Below are 17537 nucleotides of genomic sequence, written 5' to 3'. Positions count from 1 at the left end.
TGCTCCTCGGATTCGCAGGGAGGTTTGGGGGTGGTTACGGGGCGGGGCGGGGGCCGGGGAGGTCGTCCCGGTGGCGGCCGAGATTGATCCTGACCCTGGACTTCTTCGGTCCGTCGTCCGCCACCGGCGGCGGCCGGCGTACGGAGCGGTCCGGCGGGTTGAACTGCACCCGGCTCCGGCGGGGTCCGTCGGACGCCGTGGGACCGGCGTGCTCCCCGCCCGGGACGGCGGCGGCCGGACGTGGCTGCGGGGTGCTGTGGAGGGTGCACAGCCCGGCGTCCTTCAGCGCCTCCAGGAACCCGGCGACGGTGGGCCGGGCACCCGGGTCGGCCGAGGTCATGGCCGCGATCAGGGCCTGCATCGGAGTGCCGAGCCGTTCGTCGGCGACCAGTGGTTCGGCCGCGTTCACCGCGTCCGCCGGGGACCCGTAGCGGCCGGTGTACGCGGGCAGCGAGCCGGTCAGATAGAGGTGCGTCATCAGGCCCAGCGCGAAGACGTCCACGGCCGTCGTCAGGTCCCGGGCCTGTACGGACTCCTCGCCCCGCACATAGCGCCGCCACTCCGGTGCGCCGTACAGCGAGTCTCCCGCGATCTCCTCGCGGGCCGGAGGGCGGCCGGAGAGGTACGAGTCGTCGAAGTCGATGAGCTTGGCCGTGTGGAACGCGGCGGCCGTCCGCTTCTGGACCAGGACGTTGGCCGTCTTCAGATCGCCGTGCACCACGTCGATGTCGTGCAGCAGCCGCAGGCTGGTCGCCAGCGTCCTCAGCAGGACCGCCTTCTGCTTCGGGCCGAGTGACTGCGGGTCCGCCAGGCTGGCGGTGTCGATGCGTTCGGTCACCTTGTAGTAGGTGCTGCCCGCGTGGAAGAAGTCCGTGGCGAGGACCAGGTTGCCCGCGCCGCTGGCGTCGGGGCGCAGCAGCTTCATGATGCTCCGGTGCCGTTCCTCGAACTCCCGGCACGTCTCCAGCCTGATCCGCCGGCTCGCGGCGCTGCCCGCGGAGCCCTCGCGGGGGCGCTTGGGCTCCAGGAAGCGTTTGAGGAAGTACTCCTTGCCGTCCTTCTCGGCGAAGGCCCACACGCATTTCCCGCCGTCGGCGTTGGTCGGCTCGGTGACGACCCGGTACCCCCCGATCACGTCCCCCGGCTTCACTCCGGCACCTCCGGCATGAACTTCTCGTAGGCGGGCCGATAGGTCTCCCAGGTCCGGTCCTGCCAGCCGCGCAGCGCCTGCGGACCGCCGCCCGGCGGGACATCGAGGTACCCGCTCCGTACGACGTCCGCGTGCCGCTCGGCGAAGGCGTCACGCAACTGCCCGAAGCCCTCGAAGCCGAGGGCCGCGAGGGAGAGCGACGCGTCGTCGCCCGTGGCCGGCTGGATGGCGCGGCGCAGCAGCCCGGCCCAGTCGCCCATGTCCCGGGCCCGCCCGAGGGTGTCGAGCAGGACGCACTCGAACTGCGCGGGCGTGTGCACGTAGCCGAAGAAGCCGTCGGTGGCGGCCAGCAGGACGCACGGCTCGCTGAACTCGCCGCCGTGGGCGGAGAGGGTGAAGTCGCGGTCCGCGCAGATCACGTTCGTCATCGGCGGGTCCTGCCGGAGCTGGGCGAGCGCGTCGGTCTCCCGCGTGTCGTCGCGGGTGAGCGCGTGCAGGCCGCTGACCGGAAGCAGGGCGTACGACCGGGAGTCGCCGGCCCAGATCGCCTGCCAGTGGACGCCCTCCTCGTGGGCCCGGTACCGGACCGCGGCCAGGGTCGTGGGCAGGACCCGGCGCATGGATCCGGTGATCTTGCTCCGTGCTCCCGTCGGAGCCGCGTGCTGCACGGTCCGCAGGAAGTGTTTCAGGTGCGGCAGGGAGTCCTCCTCCGCGGAGGCCAGGGAGTGCTGGAACCAGCACTCCGTGGCAAGTCGGGCGACCCGGGCACCGGCCCAGGCGCTGGTGTACGTCGCGCCGTCGGGTCCGCGCCAGGCAGGGGCCGCTCCGGAGCCGCCCGAGCCGTCGAAGACGGCCAGCACGCCGTTCGCGGTGGGCCGGTGGTACACCGCGAGCGGTTCGGCGTCCTCGCCGTGGCCCGGGTGGCGTTCCGTCCACACGACGAGGGCCTGGAGCCTGCCGTCGGCGGCCGACCAGGTCAGATGGCCCGGCCGGGAGCGAGGGCTGCCCGGCGGGAGGGTGGGCTTCGGCGGAATGATCACGTCCGTCCACCGCCCCGGCCGTCGCGGCGACCATCGCTTCGTCCATCGCCCCGGCCGTCGCGTCGTCCGTTGCGGCGCGCCCCGTCGTCCGTCGTCCCGGCGCCTCGCACCCGGCTCACCCGACGCTCCGGCGCGGACGGCGCGGACGGCGCGGACGGCGCGGACGGCGCGGATGGCGCGGACGGTGGGGATGGCGTCGACGGCGGTGACGCCGGGGGCGGCGGTGCGTCCGGCGGCCGGGGTGGCCGGGGCGGCGGTACGTCGGGGGGCCGGGTCGGCCTGGGCGGCGGCAGTGGTTCCTCCTTGCGTGCCACCACCTCGCCCGGCAGCACGCGGGGTCCGTCGAACCCCGGCGCCGCAGCGGCGGGGCCGCGCGGTACTCCGCGCACGCGGCTGCCGCCGGGGCCGGCGGACGGCTCCCGACGGGGGAGCAGCTCGGCCCGGGCTCCGTACAGCCGGACGTCCGCGTCCCCGGTGAAGTCCCGCAGGGCGGCGTTCAACGCGTCCTGTACGGCCCGGGGCGGGCCGGTGCCGTATCCGCGCGACACGTCCCGCAGCCGTTCACGCAGGGGTCCCTCCCATGCGGCGCTCATGTCGCGGATGCCCCGCGCCACCACGCCGCCGGGGTCGGCCACCCGGCACATCAGCTCCACGCGGCAGTGCAACGGTGCGGGCGCCCCCCGTGCCCCCGGAGCTCCCCGTCCGCCCGGCCGCAGCTCGAGAACGAGCCGGTGCTCCGTCGTGTCCACCAGGAACATCCGCCGGTACACGCCCGCCCGGAGCTCGGGCACCGGCTCTCCCGGACCGACCGTGCGCACCGGCCCGGCGTCCGGGACCAGCACCAGCGCCCTGCCCGGCGGCGGCGTCCGCACCGGGCCCGGCGGGCGGACCCGCGGCAGCGTCCGGGCCTCGACCACCGGGTCGTACGTCAGCGGATGCGTCACCATGCCGGCTTCCGGCTGCCATCCGCCATACGTCTTCCTCCCGTGGGACGGGCGGCGCGGGGGGCCGCTCGCACGGGGTCGGACTCATTCCCCGCCCACGGAAGCGCCCGCCCTGATCGTTCCGCCGCTGAGTGATCTGAAGGGCCTGCGCTGTCGATTTGAGCGGGTCCCGAGTTGTTCAGCAGCCCGTTCCGGGCGGCTGAACAACTGTCCCGGCGGTGACGGGCCGGCCGCTTCCGCGGGTGGGACGTGTCACCGGCCTTCCGGCTCCTCCTCGGCGCTCTCGACTCCGTCGTCGCGTTCGCCCTCGGCCTGGGAGGGAGTGGTGTGCGGGACCTCCGGGGTGTCCGGTTCGTCGTCGCGTTCGCCCTCGGCCTGGGACGGGGTCGGCTCGCTCATCGTGGTACCTCCTCCTGCCGGGCGGTCACGGCACGGGTACCCCGTCCGGGAGACCAGCACCCCGCGTCCGCAGGGCAGGGCAGGGCAAGGCGGGGCGTGGCGGGGCAGGACTAGAGCGGTGCCCACCACGTGACCGTCGTCCCGTGCCCCTCCTCCGGGCCGCCCTCGCCGTCGTCGACGACTCTGAGACGTACTCCGTCCCGGCCCTCCGGCGACCTGGCGGGCGTCTCCACGGTGACCTCGACGCGGGAGACACCCGGGCGCGCCGACGTGTCGGCCAGGGCGTCGCGGAGGGCGGTCAGGAGGCGGTCGGCGACCCGGTCGGGCACCCGGGTGTCTACGGCGCCCGCGAAGTGCGTGGACGGCGCGAACCCGAGCCGGGCGGCGGCGGACGCCGTCTCGCGCAGGACCCGGCCGCGCAGTCCGGTCGGCGGGTCGGCCGGGGGCTGCTGGAGCGCGAAGATGGTGGTGCGGACCTCGCCGACCGTGGAGCGCAGCTCGTCCACCGCCCGGCCGAGGATGTCGCCGACGTCGTCGGCGCCCGGGCGGCGCCGGGTGGACTCCAGCATCATGCCGGTGGCGAACAGCCGCTGCACCACCAGATCGTGCAGGTCGCGGGCGATGCGGTCGCGGTCCTCGTAGACCGCCAGCCGCTCCCGGCCGCGGCGGGCGTCGGCCAGGACGAGGGCGAGCGCCGCCTGCGAGGCGAACTGCGTCGCGAGCAGCCGCTCCAGGTCCGTGTACGGGCGCCCGCCGCGCCGCCGGGGCAGGGCGAGGGTGCCGACGAGCCGCCCGCCCGCCTGCAGGGGCAGCATCATGCTCGGCCCGAACCGGTGCCGTACGTGGGTCGTCATCCGGGGGTCGGTCGCCGAGTCCTCGATGAACACCGGCTCGCCGCCCAGCAGCTGTTCCAGCACGGGGCTGCCCGGCGTGATGGTCGCGCCGAGCATGCCGTCCGGGTCGTAGGGCGACGAGGCGGTCACGATCGACATGCCGCCCTCGGCGGTCGGGTGCAGGATGACGCCCGCGGAGGCGCCCGCGAGCAGCCGGGCCCGTTCGGCCACCGTGGTCAGCGCGTCGCCGGTGCCCTCCTCGGTGAGCAGCGCGGTGGTGACGGCCGCCGCGCCCTCGATCCAGCGCTCGCGCTGCCGGGCCGTCTCGTACAGCCGGGCGTTGCCGATCGAGACACCGGCCTGGGTGGCCAGGACACGCAGCAGCTGCTCGTCCTCGACGGTGAACGGGGCCGCCCCGGGCCGCCCGGTCAGCCGCAGCTCGCCGAACTCCTCGTCTCCCACATGGATCGGCACCCGTAGCAGGGGCGCCGTCCCGGGTACGGGGTCGGGGCCCGGGGTGCGGATCTCGGCGAGGTCGCTCTCGGTGAGGCCGCTGTCCCCGGGGCCCGTGACGACCAGGGCCGCGCGGTCGGCGCCGGTCAGTTCGGCGGCGCCGTCCACGATGTGCTGCAGGACGCCGCGCAGATCGAGGTCGGTGCCCGCCCCCAGGAGGGCTTCCAGGAGGCGGGGCAGCCGGGGCGCGGGCCGAGCGGTCATGCGTCCGGCTCCCTCGGGTCCCCGGGGCGGGTCAGTCGGAGCCGGAGTCGGAGTCGGCGGTCGTCGGGTGCAGGACGAGCGGTTCGACCCGGCCCTCCAGCATGCTGCCGAGGCCCTGGACCGCGCACACGTCGGGCCGCTCCGCGATGTGCACCGGCATGCCGGTGGCCTGGCGCAGCATCTGGTCGAAGCCCGGCAGCAGCGCGCTCCCGCCGACCATCATGATCCCGCGGTCGGCGAGGTCCGCGACCAGGTCCGGCGGGCAGTCCCGCAGCACCTTGCCGATGCCGTCGAGCACGGCCGTCAGCGGCGTCTGGATGGCGTTGCGCACCGTGGCGGTGTCGACCCGCACACTGCGGGCCAGGCCGGTCGCGACGTCCCGGCCGTGGATCTCGGTGGACGCCGGCCCCTGCGGGGTCAGCCCGTTGCCGGACAGGGCGAGTTGCAGCGGGCGCACGGACTGGCTGGGCAGCACCAGCTCGTGCTGGTGGCGCAGCAGCTGCACGATCGCGTGGTCCACGGCCTCGCCGCCCACCGGGATGCGCTCGGCGGTCACGATGGAACCGAGGGAGAGCACCGCGACCTGCGTGGCGTGCGCGCCGCACACCATGATCATGGTCGCCTCGGGCTGCTCCACCGGCAGTCCGCAGCCGACCGCCGCCGCGATGAGCGTGTCCACCAGCTCCACCCGGCGCGCGCCGAGCCCGACCAGCGTCTCGATCGCCGCCCGCTGGGACAGCGGATCCGCGTCGTGCGGGGTGCAGACGGCGGCCCGCAGCCGGGGCTTGCGGCGCAGGGCGCGGCGGATCCGGTCGCCGAGCAGGTGGCGCAGCATGCGCTGGGCCATCTCGATGTCGACCACCGTGCCGCCGGAGACGGGCCGCACGACGCGGATGTAGCCGGGGGTGCGGCCGGTCATCTTCTCCGCGAACTCGCCGACCGCGATGAGCGCGCCCGTGCGGGTGTTGACCGCCGCGGCGGACGGCTGGTCGACGACGAGCCCGGCCCCCTTCACGTAGACGCGGGTCCGCGCCGCGCCCAGGTCGACGGCGAAGTGGCAGCGGCGCAGCGCCTCCAGACTGGCGGTATTGGCAGTACTGGCGGTCATGGCGAATCCTCCCGAGAGCGCGGACCGTGCGGGGCCGCCCGGTGGACGGCCTCCAGGCTCCGATCGTGCGCGGCGGCGCGGGCGGGCGCCCGCTGGAGGGGGCCGGGCGGGGGGCCGCTGAACGGGGGGCGCGCGGAGCGTTCAGCGGTTCCCGGCGGCCGTGCGCTCCTGAGCGGGCCCGGCACCGCCAACCAGGTGGTACCAGCCGGTGCCGTCGGGCAGCGGCCGGAAGAGGTCCGGCGGGAACGCGGGCCCGTCCTGTCCCTCCTCGCACACCTCGTCGTAGTAGAGGGAGTCGGAGACGGCGACGACCGCCCGCGCGGAGGACGCGTCCAGGACCGAGCCGACCGACTCGGCGTCGGCGCGGCCCAGCGACTGCTCCCCGGGCCCGTCCGGCCGGAACTCCACCTGCCAGAACTCCACCCGCAGCCGCGGACCGTCCGGGCCTGCCGACAGCCCGGGCAGGCCGGTCACGGTCGCCCTCAGCAGCGGCGCGGCCTCCGCACGCGGTGCCAGCAGCACCAGCAGGCCGCCGCGGTCGTCCAGCAGTTCGTAGGAGGCGCCGTCCGTGCCGCTGTCCGCCAGCAGGTCCGCGACCACGCCGTGCAGGGCCGCGCGGGGGCGGCGGTCCTCCGGGCCGTCGGCGAAGGAGTACCGGACGCAGGTGCGCAGGCCGGCGTCGAAGTCGAGGTCCGGCTCCTCGGGATCCGGCTCCTCCGACTCCGGTTCCTCCGGATCCGGTCCCTCCCACTCCGCCCGTGCCGGTTCCTGTTCCGGCTCCTCGTCCGCTTCCGGTTCCTCGGCCAGTCCCTCAGCCGGTTCCGGTTCCGGCTCCTCGTCCCACAGCACCTCACGCAGCGCGGCCCTGTCCGCTTCCGCTTCCTGGAATTCCTGCCTCTCGTCCCGGTCCACCGGTGGCCGCGCCCTGTCGTCCCCCGCCTCGCCGCCCAGCAGGGGCGTCCAGAAGTCGTCCTCGGTCGGGAAGGGACCCTCCGGCAACTCGTCCGGCGCGGCCACCACCGACCCGGGGCCGTCCGCCTCCTCGTACGCCGGCCACGGCGCGTCGTCCGCCGGTGCGGCGTGCTCCTCGCGCAGCTCCCGGCCCAGTGCCGTCAGGGCCGGGCTGCGCCCGCCGGACAGCTCGTACTCCTCGTACACCTCCAGCGCCTCCTCGCCCCGGCCCTGGCGGCGCAGCGCGATCAGGTACAGGCGGCGGAAGTCCTCCCGGTGCGGGTGGGCCCGCAGCAGGCCGGCCAGGTCGGTGGCGGCCCGGTCGTACTCGCCCAGGGCCAGGTCCAGCTCGGCGCGCCTGGTGTGCAGGGCGAGCCGCAGCCGCACCAGGCGGGTGCGGGCGGTGCGGGCGGCGGGGCCGGGCACGTCCGCCAGCGGCTCGGACCCGCCCCACAGCGCCAGCGCCTCGGTGACCAGCCCGTGGGCCTCGGTGAGCGCGTCCCGCAGACCGGCCGCGTCGGCGCGCCGCACCAGTTCGTCGCAGCGCACCAGGTCCAGCTCGTCGGCGCTGGTGTGCAGGGCGTAGCCATGGGCGGACTTCGCGAGGACACCCGGGCCAAGGACCTCCGCGAGACTCGTCGCCAGCCGGGTCACCTCGGCCCGCGGGTTGCGCGGCTCGTCGCCCGGATCCCACAGCCCCCACCGCAGCTCCTCGTGCGTCACCGTGCGGCCGTGCTTGAGCAGCAGCATCGCGAGCAGCGCGCGCACCTCGGCACCGGGACGGGCCGAGCCGTCCGGGAGACCGACCCGCAGCGGGCCCAGGGCGCGGTACCGGCGCGGTTCGTACGCCTCCTGCGCCCGGGTGAGCAGGTGCGGGTCCGCGAGCAGTTCGAGACCGCGGGCCTGGGTCTCGGACGAGGGTGACATCAGCTGGTCGAAGGCGTGCGCGTAGTGGATGCGCAGGGCGCGGGGCAGCCGGTCCAGGCGGCGGGAGTCGATCGGGACGGTCAGGCGCGAGGCCCCCGACGTCAGCCGCAGCAGGAGGTCGCACAGGGCGCGCAGGTCCGCGGAGCGTCCCGCCGGGCCCGCGGCCAGCCCCGGTTCGAAGAGGCTGAGCCGGACCGTGCCGTCCGGCAGGAGGACCACCCGGGACGCCTTCAGGCCGCCGTGCGCCACACCCGCCCCGTGCAGGGCGGTGAGCGCCCGTGCCAGCTGCGCCCCCACCGACACCGTCAGCGGCACCGGCAGCCGCCGTTCGTCGGACCGGGTGAGGGCGCTCAGCGCTATGCCGTCGAGGTGCTCCATGACGACGTACGGGACGTCGTCCTCCACGCCGGCGTCGAGGACGGTCACCAGGTTCGGGTGGGAGAGCCGGGTCAGCCGCCGCGCGTCCCGCAGGAACGCACGGCGCGAGGCCGGGTCGGTGTCCGTGCCGTGCAGCCGGATCGCCACCGTCCCCTTGGCCGCCGTCGGTCCTGACGCGGCCTGCTGCGGACCGGTGTCCTCGGCCAGCCAGATCCTCCCGGTCGGGGTGAGCCGGCGCGTGGGCCGGTAGCGGGAGCGCAGGGCGGGCGGGAAGGGCGACGGGACGGCGGGCCGCTCCCGCACCGTCAGCTGCCGGGCGCTCTCCTCGCTGATCGCCGCGAACGACTCGTTCGTGTCGGCCCGCTCGGTGCCCTCCCGGGAGGGGATCAGCGCCCGGAACTCGCCGGGCGAGCGCCCCGCCCGCTCGTCGATCAGGCCGCCGGTGCGCAGCAGCAGTTCGTGGGTGCGGTTGCGGGCGGTGCGGGGCAGCCCGCGCAGCAGCAACTCGCGCACGCCGGGGCGGAAGGCGTAGGAGCCCGGCGGCCCGGGGACCGTGGTGAGCAGTCCGCCGAGGATGACCTCGGCCAGGTGCTGGGGCCGCGGGTCCGGCTCGACCGCGGCCTGCACCAGCCGCATCACCGGCAGGTCGGGGCGCCCCAGCGCGAGGTGCCCGGCCAGCCGGTATGCCTGCGGGGAGGCGCCCGCGCGAAAGCGCAGGACGAGTTCCTCGGCCGACAGCCGCGCGAGATCGGTGCGGTCGTCGGCGTCGGCCGGCAGCGGACGGTGCAGGGCGGCGGCCGCGCCCGGGTACGGGGTGCCGCCCGGACTCGCCACCAGCGCCGCCCAGTTCGCCAGCCACTCGGGCCCCGGCTCCAGCACGGGGATGTACGCCGCGCCCTCGGGGGCCCGGGGCGCGGCGGTGTCGTACGGCGTGAAGGCGAGCGAGGCGCTGGGCGCCGCCCGGTGCGGGGCGGACAGCAGGCCCGGGACCGGCGGCAGGGCGGTGTCCCGCCACAACTGCTCGGGCAGCGGCTGGAGAACGGCCAGGGGCGTGCGGCGGGCCCAGCGGCGCAGCGTGCCGAACCACCGGGTGCCGGCCGGGCCCTCGCGCCACTGCGGTCCCATGCAGTCGCTGATCAGCAGCATGACCGTACGGCCGTCGGCGGGGATCTGGGCCCCGTCCCCGCGGACGGTGCCGTCGGCCTCCGCGCGGTGCAGCGTGACGGTGCGGAAGACGCCCGACTGGGCGAGCGCGGCGTGCAGTTCGCGGACGAGGGGCTGCCAGACGGGCATCGTGGGCCCCGCGTCGTGCACCAGGTGCAGCCGCAGCCACCGCTCCCGTACGGGGCGCAGCACGGGCAGCCACCACTCGGGTCCGGCGCCGAGGCGCGCGATGCGGTCGGCGGTCGCGTACTCGTCCACCTCGTGGCCGACGGGCGCGTCGCTGCGGCGCTTCAGCGGGCGCAGCGAACGCTGCAGCGCCAGGGTGCCGCGCAGCATCGGCGGTGCGGGCGCGAGCAGCGTGCTGTGCGGCTGCGCCGTCGAGGTGCCCGGGGCGGGGGCCGGGGACGGCAGGCGCAGGGGGGTGCGGGGGGTCTCGGCGGAGAGGGCGGGCCCGGCCGGCACGTCGTCCCGGGGCCGTTGCCCCGACCCTCGCTCCCGGTCCCCGTCCCGGTGTGCGCGCCGCTCCTGGTGCCGACGCCGGTCACCTCCGTGGTCCTGCTCCGGGTGCTCGTCCGGGCCGTCCTCGGGACCCGGTGGCGGCTCGGAGGTCCGTCTCCCGGACTCCGGGCCGTCCGACGGATCCGCCGCCGGCTCCATCTGCCCGGCCAGCCAGAGGAGTTCGGCCAGCTCCAGCGGGGTCGGACGGGCACCGGTGCCCGCCGCCCGGCCGAGGATGTCGGCGAGGCGGGGCAGCGGCGGGGGGTCCGGTGCGCCGGGCCGGTCGGTGGGCATCAGAAGGCGTCGGGCTGCGCGGACCGGCCGAGGTAGGGCATCAGCTGCTCGGCCAGCTCGTCCAGGGAGTCGGCGCCCAGACCGGAGGAACGGGCCAGGTAGATGGCGTTGAGCAGCTGGTCCGTGGCCAGTTCACCGCTGCCCACCCGGGACAGGAACCGGTGGATCAACTGGCGCGCGTACCCGTCGGGCTCGCCCAGGTGGGCGCGGACGATCTCGGCGAGGTGGTCGTCGTCGGGCTGCCGCAGCCGCAGCGAGACGCAGCGGCGCAGGAAGGCGGGCGGGAACTCGCGCTCGCCGTTGCTGGTCAGGACGACGAACGGGAAGGCGTGGCAGCGGACCCGGCCGCGCTCCACCGGCACCCGCCGGTCGGCGCCGTCGACCAGGACCTCGGCGTGGCCGCCGGGGGTGTCCCGGGAGGCCCGGACGAGTTCGGGGATCTCGTACTGGCCCTCCTCCAGGACGTGCAGCAGGTCGTTCGGCAGGTCGAGGTCGCTCTTGTCGATCTCGTCGATGAGCAGGGCACGCGGTCGCGCGTACGGCAGCAGGGCGGTGCCGAGCGGGCCCAGGCGCAGGTGGTCCTCGACGCCCGTGGCGTCGGCGGGGGCGCCGGGCGGCCGCGTGGTGTGGCGGGCCGCGTACAGGCGGGAGAGCGGGTCGTAGGTGTACAGGCCGTCGCCCAGGGTGCTGCGGCTGGTGATGTTCCACCTGAGGACCGGGCCGAGCCGCAGCTCACGGGCGACCGCGTAGGCGAGCGACGACTTCCCGGTGCCGGGCGGCCCGGTGACCAGCAGTGGACGCCGCAGGTACAGGGCCGCGTTGACCAGCTGCACCGTGTCCTCGGTGGCCTGGTAGGTCGCGGCCCGGTGGGCCCGGTCGGGCGAGGCGGCCGCAGGGTCGCCGTCCGCGTCCGGCGGATCGAGCACCGGACCGCCGTCGAAGGCCCGCCAGGGCGGCGGCGGAGGCAGCCGGGTGATGCCGTCGTGGGGGGCAGGCGCGCCGGTGTAGACGGGCCACAGGGGCATGGGTTCTTCTCTCCGGGCTGTCGGTACGGCGGTCGGTACGTCATTCGGTCTGGCGGTCGGTTCGTCGCGGTCGGGGCTCGGCATGGCGGTCGGTGCGCGGGCGCGGCGGGCGGTTCAGCCGACCGGGGAGTGGAGCAGGGCGGGCGGCTCGGCGAAGCAGCGGGGGTCGTCCCACAGGAGCTGGACGTCGCGCGCCCAGTGCTCCTCCGGGGCGTCGGCCGCGTCCGCCGTCTCGCGCAACTCCATGACCAGGCGGGGCAGTTCGGCCGGTGGCACGCCCGCCACGGACTCCGCCAGCCGGTCGAGGAACGCCGTGCCGGCGCAGCGGCCGTCGGGTCCCTCGTCGCCGGGGCAGTCCCGGCGCGGCCACAGCAGCACGGGGACCGGGAGGTTGAGGCCGACCTCGAAGTACTCCGGCACGGCCGAGGGCGGGGTGGCGAAACCGGCCAGCTCCGCCTCGTCCCGCAGGCGCTTGCGCAGTCCGGCCGGCCGCTCCCGGGTGCCGCAGTCCACGCGGTGCAGCGTGCCGCCCGGGCCGGACCCGAGCCGGTGCCACTTCTTCCGCAGCTGGTGGCGCAGGCGTCCGCTGCGATGGCGGTACCGGTCGGTCACCACGAGCGGGTAGGCGCAGCCCAGCGGTGTGGAGTCGTCCGCTCCGCACTCCCAGTGCGCCACCGGCTCGTTCAGCCACTCGCGCGGCAGCACGAAGGCGAGCAGTTCGTCGGCGCCGGGATCGAGTTGGGTGAACGCCTCGTCGATGCGCTCCTGGACGAAGGAGCGCACCGCGGCGCGGGCCAGCCGGCGCGAACCCACCGGGCGGCGCTGCCCGTCCCGGTAGGCGGACACCTCGACGGTGACCTGGTCGGCACCGGCACCGCTGCGGTCGATCTCCACGACGATGGGGGACCAGGTCGCGGGGCGCGGCGGCGGGGCGTCCAGCCGCTGTGCCAGCCGGTCGGCGAACCGGGCCACGGCGGCCGGGTCCGGCACCTCCCACTGCACGTACGCCGCGGCCTGACGCAGGGAGGCGAAACCGCCCTCCGGCAGCGGCGGGTCGAAGGCGTCCATGGCGGAGACGTACAGCCGGTTCGGGTCGCAGTCCGGGCCGCTCTCCTCGGCCCGGCGCACCAGCGCGTACAGCCGCCTGCGGGCGTCCGCCCGGTGCCCGGGGGTGGGGACCAGCTCGCCCAGCTCCGGCCAGTAGCGCGCCATGACCTCGACGGGCAGCATCCGGCCGACGCGCACGTCCTTGGCGCCGGCGACGGCGGAGACCATGCCGACGACCGTGCCGTCGGCCAGCGCCAGTGCCGCGCCGCTGAACCCGGCGGCCAGCGGCTGCCCGTGCGCCGTGAGCGCCTCCAACTGGACCCACTCGTCGGAGATCAGCGGCCCCGGCAGGGCGCGGTAGGAGGCGAGCATGCCCTCGTCGTACCCCTTGGGGAAGCCGTAGGCGATCAGCTCGGGCACGGGCGCGGTCCGCTCGGTGCCGGGCGGGGCGAAGACGGCCGGGGTGAGCGGCACGTCCCGGTCCAGTTCCAGTACGGCCAGGTCGCCGAGGTCGGCGGCGCCGTCCCGCCAGCCGCCGTGCACGGCGACCGTGCCGGACAGCTCGCCCAGCTCCCGGCGGCCCGGGAAGGTCACCGTCACCGGCGCGCGGTCGGCCCACCGGACGACATGGGCGCAGGTGAGCAACCGGCGGGCGGAGACCAGGAATCCGGCGCCCACCTCCTTGCCGCACTCGATGCGGGCGTGCCACGCGGCACCGCTCATGACAGCGCGGCGGCGTCCGGGGTCTCGGGACGCGTCTGGGACGGCAGGGGTTCGGGACGCGTCGCGGACGGCCGCGGTTCGGCAGGCGTGGGGGACGGCTCGGGCGACCAGCTCAGCCGCACCACCAGATGGCCCTCCGCCGAGCCCTTCGCGATGACCGCGCCGGCCTCCGCGCTCAGCTTGACCCCGAACTCCAGCTCCACGGCGTCGGGTCTGAGCGAGCCGTCCCGGAAGACCCGCAGCGCGGCCGCGGCCGCCGCCCGCACCCCGTCCAGGGAGTCCTCGAAGGTGCGGGCCGCGCGGGCCGGGCCGTCGCCGCGCGAGACCAGCCTCGCCCCGTCCTCGTCCTCGACGCCCTCGACGACCACCCGCACGCCGTCCTCGGTCTTGAACTCGACCAACTCGTCCATGACGTCGCTCGCTCCCCGTGTGCCGTACGTGTCCGTGCGCAGCACCATTGTGACGGACGGTACTCGGCCGTGTCCCGTCCCCGGCCGCCGGTCCGTTCGGCCGCTGGCGGAAACCCGCCAAGGCGACTAACCGCCGCCTCTGGTCAACTCCCGGGCCCCACAAGCCCCCTGAGACTGCTCACAGCACTCGTCACAGCACTCTACGACGACACGAAGAGAGACGTGGATGAGCACAGGACCAGTCAGACGTGGGGCGACCCTCCTGTCGGCGGGGCTCGTGATCGCGCTGCTGCCGGCCGGGACGGCCGCGGCGCAGGACCCGCCCCCGGACCCGGCGCACTCCCGCACGGCGGCCGCCCGCACGGCCGGTGCGGCCGACGTGGCCCGCACCGTCACCCTCGTCACCGGCGACCGGGTGACCGTCGCCGACCTCGGCGGCGGCCGGAAGACCGTCACCGTCGAGCGGCCCGCGGGCGCCACCGGCGCCGTGCGCACCAGCAGCTCGGGCGGCCGGACCACCGTCGTACCGGACGAGGCCCTGCCGTACCTGCGCGACGGCAGCCTCGACCAACGGCTTTTCGACGTCGGGGAGTTGCTGGAGCAGGGGCTCGCCGACAGCGAGACCGGCGAGCTGCCGCTGATCGTGACCTACGGCAAGGGCGCGCGGGCCGCCACCCCGCGGGGCGTCGAGCGGACCCGGTCGCTGCCCAGCGTGCGCGGAGCGGCCGTCGAGGCCGACAAGGGGCGTGAATTCTGGCGGGAATTCACCCGTGGCGGCGCCGGTGTCGACGAGGTGTGGCTCGACGGGCGGGTCACCGCGGACATGGCCGAGTCCAACGCGCAGATCGGCACGCCGGACGCCTGGGAGGCCGGGCTGACCGGCAAGGGCGTCACCGTGGCCGTGCTGGACAGCGGCGTGGACGCCGGGCACCCCGACCTCGCGGGTCGGATCGCGCAGAGCAAGAGCTTCATCCCCGGCGAGGAGGTCGCCGACCGGCACGGCCACGGCACGCACGTCACCTCCACCGTGGGCGGCAGCGGCGCGGCCTCCGACGGCAAGGAGAAGGGCGTCGCGCCCGGCGCCACGCTCGCGGTCGGCAAGGTCCTCGACGACGAGGGCTTCGGCAGCGAGTCGGAGATCATCGCGGGCATGGAGTGGGCCGCCCGCGACGTGGACGCCGACATCGTCTCCATGAGCCTCGGCTCCACCGAACCCAGCGACGGCACCGACCCGATGGCCGAGGCCGTCAACACCCTGTCCCGCGAGACCGGCGCCCTGTTCGTCATCGCGGCCGGCAACACCGGGGCCCCGTCCTCCATAGGCTCGCCCGGCGCGGCCGACGCCGCCCTCACCGTGGGCGCCGTCGACTCCGCCGACCAGGCCGCCTGGTTCACCAGCGCCGGACCCCGGTACGGGGACAACGCGCTCAAGCCCGACCTGTCGGCCCCGGGCGTCGGCATCCTCGCCGCCCGCTCCCGGCTCGCCGAGGGCAGCGGCGACTACACCAGCATGGACGGTACGTCGATGGCGACACCGCACATCGCCGGGGTCGCCGCCCTGCTCGCCGAGGAGCACCCGGACTGGACCGGCGCGCGGCTCAAGGACGCGCTGATGTCCACCTCGAAGGAACTGGACGCTCCCGTCCACCAGTTGGGCGCGGGTCGGGTCAGCGTGCCGGAGGCCGTCGGCGCCGATGTCACCGCGACCGGCAGCGCCGACCTGGGCTTCTACTCCTGGCCGTACGACGCCAACGAGCCGGTCGCCAGGACCGTCACCTACACCAACTCCTCGGACACGGACGTCGAGCTGAAGCTGTCCGTGCGGGGCGCCCCCGAGGGCGTCGCCACGCTCGCCGACACCTCCCTCACCGTGCCCGCGCACGGCACCGCCTCGACCACGCTCACCGGGGACGGGGCCAAGGCGCCGGTCGGCAACACGAGCGGGCAGGTGGTGGCGGCCGACGCGAGCGGGAAGACCCTCGCGCACACCGCGTTCGGGCTGGTCAAGGAGGACGAGCGGTACACGCTCACCGTCCACGTCAAGGACCGCTCCGGCGCCGCGACCCCGGCCGACCTGACCGTCCAGCAGCTCACCGAGGGCGTCGACCCCTTCCCGGCCCACGTCGGTGACTCGGGGACCCTGGAACTGCGGCTGCCGCGCGGGACGTACAGCCTGTCGTCCTTCCTCGACGTACGCGGCAGCCACGGCGCCGACTCCCTCGGCCTGGGCTTCCTCGCCGCCCCGGAGGTCGTCGTCGACCGGGACCGCGAGATCACCCTGGACGGCCGCGAGCTGCGCGAGATCAGCGCCGACGTCCGCAAGCGCACCGAGACCCGCCAACTGCTCATGGAGTACGACCGCAGCGCGAACGGCTCCGACCTGTTCGGCGCCGTCCAGGTGCCGCTGACGTACGACAGCATCTTCGCCGCGCCGACCGGGAAGGTCACCGAGGGCGGCTTCGAGTACCGGACCGTGTGGCGGCTCGGCAAGCCGCTGCTCGAGGTGAAGGGGATCGACGAGGCCACCGTCCAGTCCGGCGGCACCCTCGTCGAGGGCCGCACCCGGCTGCCGCTGGTCGACGTCGGTGATCTCGGTGCCGGGCCCTTCCCGGACGGCGTACGCGGCAAGGCGGTCCTCGCCGAGCTCACCGAGGGGACCGAGCCGGCCGCGCTCGCCCAGGCCGCGCAGGACGCCGGCGTCAAGGCGCTGTTCGTGACCGACGACGCCCCCGGCCGGCTGATGTCGTGGTGGGGCACGGACGACAACGCCGACCGGTCGCTCCAGATCGCCACGGTCGCCGCGGCCGACGCCCAGCGGCTCCGGCGGGCCGGGCGGGTCGACATGACCGGCACCCGCAACACGCCCTACGTGTACGACCTGTCCGAGGGACACGAGGGCGCCGTGCCCGACCGGGACCTCACCTACGAGCCGGGCCACCGCGACCTCGCGGAGCTGCGCACCAAGTACCACGGCGACGGACCGTCGAGCGGCGGCGAGTTCCGGTACTCGATCACCGACACCTTCCCGATCGGCCTCGGCTTCCGGGAGCGGATCGACTACCCGGCCGAGCGCACCGAGTACGTGTCCACCGGACCGGGCCAGCTCTGGCACGAGACCGTGACCAGCGCCGACGAGGCACTGGAGGAGCGCGGCGGACTGTCCGACTACCGGGGCGGCTCGCGTACGGAGCTGGACTGGTTCAAGCCGGTGTGGCACCCCTACCTCGGCACCGGGCTCGGCTGGGGACAGCAGCGGGCCGGGAACCGGCTCCAGTTCAACGCGCCCGGCTGGGGCGACTCGGGCCCCGACCACACCGGCTTCGGCGACGTGTGGAGCGAGGGCAGCGGCATGTCGCAGACCACGTCGGTGTACCTGGACGGTGAACTGGTCGACCAGGGGCCGAGTTCCGCCGCGTACGTGTGGGACGCCCCGGCCGACGAGCACACCTACAAGCTCGTCACCGACACCGCGCTGGACGCGGCACGCTGGCCGACGGCGACGAAGGGCCACGCGGAGTGGACCTTCCGCTCAACCGCGACACCGGACGACCGGTGGACCTTCCTGCCGCTGATCAACCTCTCCTTCGACGTGGACACCGACCTCGCGGGGAAGGTGCGCGGCGGGAAGAAGCTGCGGATCGGGCTCGGCGCCGAGTACGTGGCGGGCGCCCCGGACACCGGGACGATCGGCGGCGGGAGGCTCGAGGTCTCCTACGACGACGGGAAGAGCTGGCACCAGGTCCGGCTGCGCGGCGGTGACGGCGGCGGGGAGGCGTCCTGGCAGGGGACGCTGAGCGTGCCGCGGGACGCGGAGCACGTCTCGCTGCGGGCCTCGGCGCGCGACGACCGGGGCGGCTCGGTCACGCAGGAGATCGTACGAGCGGTGGCCGTGCGGTAGTCCGCCGCCGCTCGCTCACACGCGGACGGCG

Annotated in this window: 11 protein-coding genes; 1 reads left to right on the top strand and 10 read right to left on the bottom strand. The window is 75.5% G+C overall.

Translation table 11 applies throughout. From position 1 onward, the window contains the following. Positions 1 to 34: 34 nt before the first annotated feature. From IE258_RS09210 to IE258_RS09165, 10 genes are all read right to left on the bottom strand, one after another. Positions 35 to 1150: a protein kinase domain-containing protein gene (locus IE258_RS09210; protein WP_229891998.1), complete on the bottom strand. Its 1116-nt coding sequence runs from the start codon at positions 1148 to 1150 to the stop codon at positions 35 to 37. Beyond that, positions 1147 to 2190: a serine/threonine protein phosphatase gene (locus IE258_RS09205; protein WP_229891996.1), complete on the bottom strand. Its 1044-nt coding sequence runs from the start codon at positions 2188 to 2190 to the stop codon at positions 1147 to 1149. Before IE258_RS09205 ends, IE258_RS09210 begins: the two co-directional genes overlap by 4 nt. Beyond that, positions 2187 to 3137, bottom strand: coding sequence for a hypothetical protein (locus IE258_RS09200; RefSeq protein WP_189741452.1), 951 nt, complete (start codon positions 3135 to 3137; stop codon positions 2187 to 2189). Before IE258_RS09200 ends, IE258_RS09205 begins: the two co-directional genes overlap by 4 nt. A gap of 249 nt (positions 3138 to 3386) precedes the next feature. Continuing rightward, positions 3387 to 3533: a hypothetical protein gene (locus IE258_RS09195; RefSeq protein WP_229891994.1), complete on the bottom strand. Its 147-nt coding sequence runs from the start codon at positions 3531 to 3533 to the stop codon at positions 3387 to 3389. Positions 3534 to 3643: 110 nt separating this feature from the next. Next, the gene (locus IE258_RS09190; protein ID WP_189741449.1) at positions 3644 to 5083 is read right to left on the bottom strand and encodes a GAF domain-containing sensor histidine kinase; all 1440 of its coding nucleotides are present in this window, start codon (positions 5081 to 5083) and stop codon (positions 3644 to 3646) included. Between the two features lie 31 nt (positions 5084 to 5114). Continuing rightward, positions 5115 to 6191: a rod shape-determining protein gene (locus tag IE258_RS09185; protein ID WP_189741445.1), complete on the bottom strand. Its 1077-nt coding sequence runs from the start codon at positions 6189 to 6191 to the stop codon at positions 5115 to 5117. A 141-nt stretch (positions 6192 to 6332) separates the two neighbouring features. Beyond that, positions 6333 to 10403: an SAV_2336 N-terminal domain-related protein gene (locus IE258_RS09180; protein ID WP_189741443.1), complete on the bottom strand. Its 4071-nt coding sequence runs from the start codon at positions 10401 to 10403 to the stop codon at positions 6333 to 6335. Then, positions 10403 to 11428 carry an AAA family ATPase gene (locus IE258_RS09175; RefSeq protein ID WP_189741438.1) on the bottom strand — a complete coding sequence of 342 codons (1026 nt, stop codon included), beginning with the start codon at positions 11426 to 11428 and terminating at the stop codon, positions 10403 to 10405. Before IE258_RS09175 ends, IE258_RS09180 begins: the two co-directional genes overlap by 1 nt. 114 nt (positions 11429 to 11542) lie before the next feature. Next, positions 11543 to 13198: a VMAP-C domain-containing protein gene (locus IE258_RS09170; protein ID WP_189741435.1), complete on the bottom strand. Its 1656-nt coding sequence runs from the start codon at positions 13196 to 13198 to the stop codon at positions 11543 to 11545. Continuing rightward, complete coding sequence (locus IE258_RS09165) at positions 13195 to 13608, bottom strand: CU044_2847 family protein (protein WP_189742608.1); 414 nt, start codon at positions 13606 to 13608, stop codon at positions 13195 to 13197. The genes IE258_RS09170 and IE258_RS09165 overlap by 4 nt, the downstream gene beginning before the upstream one ends. A gap of 226 nt (positions 13609 to 13834) precedes the next feature. On the opposite strand from IE258_RS09165, the gene IE258_RS09160 reads away from it, so the two are divergent. Beyond that, positions 13835 to 17506 (top strand): S8 family serine peptidase, encoded by a 3672-nt coding sequence (locus IE258_RS09160; RefSeq protein ID WP_189741432.1) that lies wholly within the window; start codon positions 13835 to 13837, stop codon positions 17504 to 17506. Positions 17507 to 17537 lie beyond the last annotated feature (31 nt).

The organism is Streptomyces tendae, assembly GCF_014650435.1.
Classification (GTDB): Bacteria; Actinomycetota; Actinomycetes; order Streptomycetales; family Streptomycetaceae; genus Streptomyces; species Streptomyces tendae.
This window is presented reverse-complemented; position numbering and strand designations above follow the sequence as displayed.

What these genes read in the sequence shown, in the direction of transcription:
- IE258_RS09200 (WP_189741452.1), bottom strand. Translation starts at nt 3,137, where the DNA reads ATGGTGACGCATCCGCTGACGTACGACCCGGTGGTCGAGGCCCGGACG.
- IE258_RS09195 (WP_229891994.1), bottom strand. Translation starts at nt 3,533, where the DNA reads ATGAGCGAGCCGACCCCGTCCCAGGCCGAGGGCGAACGCGACGACGAA.
- IE258_RS09190 (WP_189741449.1), bottom strand. Translation starts at nt 5,083, where the DNA reads ATGACCGCTCGGCCCGCGCCCCGGCTGCCCCGCCTCCTGGAAGCCCTC.
- IE258_RS09185 (WP_189741445.1), bottom strand. Translation starts at nt 6,191, where the DNA reads ATGACCGCCAGTACTGCCAATACCGCCAGTCTGGAGGCGCTGCGCCGC.
- IE258_RS09180 (WP_189741443.1), bottom strand. Translation starts at nt 10,403, where the DNA reads ATGCCCACCGACCGGCCCGGCGCACCGGACCCCCCGCCGCTGCCCCGC.
- IE258_RS09175 (WP_189741438.1), bottom strand. Translation starts at nt 11,428, where the DNA reads ATGCCCCTGTGGCCCGTCTACACCGGCGCGCCTGCCCCCCACGACGGC.
- IE258_RS09170 (WP_189741435.1), bottom strand. Translation starts at nt 13,198, where the DNA reads ATGAGCGGTGCCGCGTGGCACGCCCGCATCGAGTGCGGCAAGGAGGTG.
- IE258_RS09165 (WP_189742608.1), bottom strand. Translation starts at nt 13,608, where the DNA reads ATGGACGAGTTGGTCGAGTTCAAGACCGAGGACGGCGTGCGGGTGGTC.
- IE258_RS09160 (WP_189741432.1), top strand. Translation starts at nt 13,835, where the DNA reads ATGAGCACAGGACCAGTCAGACGTGGGGCGACCCTCCTGTCGGCGGGG.